The 2,548-nt window shown below is 64.8% G+C and carries 3 protein-coding genes and 1 pseudogene; 1 reads left to right on the top strand and 3 read right to left on the bottom strand.

The window, feature by feature from the left end:
• A pseudogene (locus DBR23_RS31090) lies at window positions 1-97 on the bottom strand (CoA transferase); the annotation flags it as partial.
• Between the two features lie 134 nt (window positions 98-231).
• On the opposite strand from DBR23_RS31090, the gene ygiD reads away from it, so the two are divergent.
• Window positions 232-1,137 carry a 4,5-DOPA dioxygenase extradiol gene (gene ygiD / locus DBR23_RS18740; protein WP_108499215.1) on the top strand — a complete coding sequence of 302 codons (906 nt, stop codon included), beginning with the start codon at window positions 232-234 and terminating at the stop codon, window positions 1,135-1,137.
• A gap of 116 nt (window positions 1,138-1,253) precedes the next feature.
• Here the strand turns inward: ygiD and DBR23_RS18735 are convergent, their stop codons facing one another.
• Together DBR23_RS18735 and DBR23_RS31085 are read right to left on the bottom strand one after the other, a co-directional pair.
• Window positions 1,254-1,826 carry a nucleotidyltransferase family protein gene (locus DBR23_RS18735; RefSeq protein WP_233250557.1) on the bottom strand — a complete coding sequence of 191 codons (573 nt, stop codon included), beginning with the start codon at window positions 1,824-1,826 and terminating at the stop codon, window positions 1,254-1,256.
• 34 nt (window positions 1,827-1,860) lie between these two features.
• The coding region (locus DBR23_RS31085; RefSeq protein ID WP_233250556.1) for an aminotransferase class I/II-fold pyridoxal phosphate-dependent enzyme at window positions 1,861-2,548 on the bottom strand (688 nt) is incomplete at its 5' end.

The raw sequence follows: 2,548 nt of genomic DNA, 5'->3' as shown, positions 1-2,548 counted from the left end.
TGCGTGCACAGCGCATCAGGGCGGCGGGGCCAGGCAGGTTCAGTGCAAGGCTCAGGACGCGGGTGTTGCGCAGGGGCTGGGGCAGGGCGTTTGTCATGGGTGGTGGCTTGTCTCGGTGTTGTGGTTTTGAAAGGAAGGCGCGGCGCCGGAACTTCAGGGGCGTGCGCGGGCTCACTCCCTGCGTTATACATAATTTGTTACGCTCCCTGACCCATGCAACGCAGAACCTCTTTGGCCGCCCTCACGGGCCTGGCCGCCTTTCCGGGAGCTTTCATGACCACGTCCCTGAGCAGCGCCGCCACGGCATCTGCATTGCAGGCGCTCAAGCCCTCGCCCCGCATGCCTGTGCTGTTTGTGGGCCACGGCAGCCCCATGAACGCCATCGAGGACAACGCCTGGCGCCGCAGCTGGCAGGCCATGGGTACGGAACTGATGGCGCGCGCCGTGCAGCCGCAGCTCATCCTGTGTGTGTCGGCCCACTGGCTCACGCGTGGTGGCTGGCAGCTCACCGGCATGGCCAACCCCAAAACCATTCACGACTTTGGCGGCTTCCCGCAGGCGCTGTTCGACCAGCAGTACCCCGTGCCTGGCGCACCGGCCGTGGCGCGCAGCCTGGCCAAGGAGCTGAAATCCCCCGCCACGGGCGCCGCCCTCGGCGTGGACGAGGGCGAGTGGGGGCTGGACCACGGCACCTGGTCGGTGCTCAAGCCCATGTTCCCCCAGGCGCGTATCCCGGTGATGCAGCTCAGCATGGACTACAGCCGAGCACCGGCCGAGCACTATGCACTGGGCCAGCAACTCAAGGCCCTGCGCGAGCGGGGCGTGCTGATCGTGGGCAGCGGAAACATCGTGCACAACCTGCGCGCATCCCGCCGTGGCTCGGCTGCCAACGAAGCCTACGACTGGGCCACGGAGTTCGACACCGTGGTGCAGGAGCAGATCAAGAAGGGCCAGCTGGGCGCCTTGCAGGACTTCCAGAAGCTGGGCGCCGTGGCCCAGCAGGCGCACCCCACTTACGAGCACTACCTGCCGCTGCTTTACGCAGCGGGAGCCGTGCTGCCCAGCGAGATGCCCCGCTTTTTCAACACGGGCTATCAGTCGGCATCGATCTCGATGCGGTCGGTGCTGTGGGGCTGATGGATGCTTTCTGAAGTCGATTGAGTGCTTCTTTCTTGATAGCTATTGGCGCATGTACATCTAGCGCTTGAGGCCAATAACGCCTGAAATCGCCGCGTCGCAGCGGTGGGGCGTCTTCAGGCCGTCGCGCGACCTGCGGCCTGGATTGTCAGCCACGGCCAGCGTTCGCGGTAGCTTTGCGCTTTGGCCTCAAACAACGGCAGGTGCGGGCAGGCGGGGTTGGGTTTGAGAAGTCCTGCGTACAGCTCTTCCAGTCCGTACGGCGCGTACAGCCTGGGCTGAGCAACGCCGGGGGTGATGGCAGGTTGCAGGCCCACGCAGGTGCAGGGCACCAGAAAACGCTCGATCCCGTTGCGGGCGGACTGCAGCGGCGCATACGGGTAACCAAACCAGCGCTCGTACCAGAGGTGCACGCGGGCCTGGTTCTTGGCTTCGACGGTGATGGGCAGGTCGGCGAAGAGGGCGGTGGCGCGGGCTTGCACCTGCTGCTCCGCCGATTCGGACAAGTCGTTGCCGTCGAAGTAGAACAGGTCGTAGTCCTTGATGTTCGCGGTGGGCTCCAGGCCAGAGTGCAGGTTCCACACCGTCTGAAACAGGCAGCCCGCCACCAGCCACGCATCGGGCAGGCCCAGAAACGGCAAACGCTCCAGAAGGGCCGCGTTGTGCGGGTTCTGGAGCGTTTCGCTCACAAAGCGGCGCGCGAGTGCCGCTTCCTCATCGTGCTCAGACGACCTTTGCAATGGCCTGGCAGACGTAGTCAATGTTCTTGCTGTTCAGGGCGGCCACGCACATGCGGCCGGTGTCGGTACCGTACACGCCGAACTCGTTGCGCAGGCGAACCATCTGGTCCTTGGACAGGCCGGAGTAGCTGAACATGCCGATCTGCGTGGTGATGAAGCTCATGTCCTGCTTCACACCGGCGGCCTTCAGGCCATCGACCAGCTTCTGGCGCATGGCCTTGATGCGCACGCGCATTTCGGCCAGTTCTTGTTCCCACATGGCGCGCAGCTCGGGGTTGTTCAGAACGGCAGCCACCACCGCGCCACCGTGGATGGGTGGGTTGGAGTAGTTGGTGCGAATCACGATCTTCAGTTGACTCAGCACGCGGCCGGCTTCTTCCTTGTCGGCGCACAGCACCGACAGGCCGCCCACGCGTTCGCCGTACAGGCTGAAGCTCTTGCTGAAAGAGGTGGACACAAAGAAGTTCAGGCCGGCAGCCACAAACTTGCCGATCACGGCGCCGTCTTCGGCGATGCCGTGGCCAAAGCCCTGGTAGGCCATGTCCAGGAAGGGCGTCAGGCCCTTGGTCTTGACGGCGGCGATCACCTGGTCCCACTGCGCGGGGGTGATGTCGTAGCCGGTAGGGTTGTGGCAGCAGGCGTGCAGCACGACGATGGTGCCGGGGGCCGCA

Source organism: Acidovorax sp. HMWF018 (assembly GCF_003061035.1).
GTDB lineage: Bacteria > Pseudomonadota > Gammaproteobacteria > Burkholderiales > Burkholderiaceae_C > Acidovorax > Acidovorax delafieldii.
Note: the sequence above shows the minus strand (reverse complement) of the source record. Positions and strands in the feature narration are given on the sequence as shown.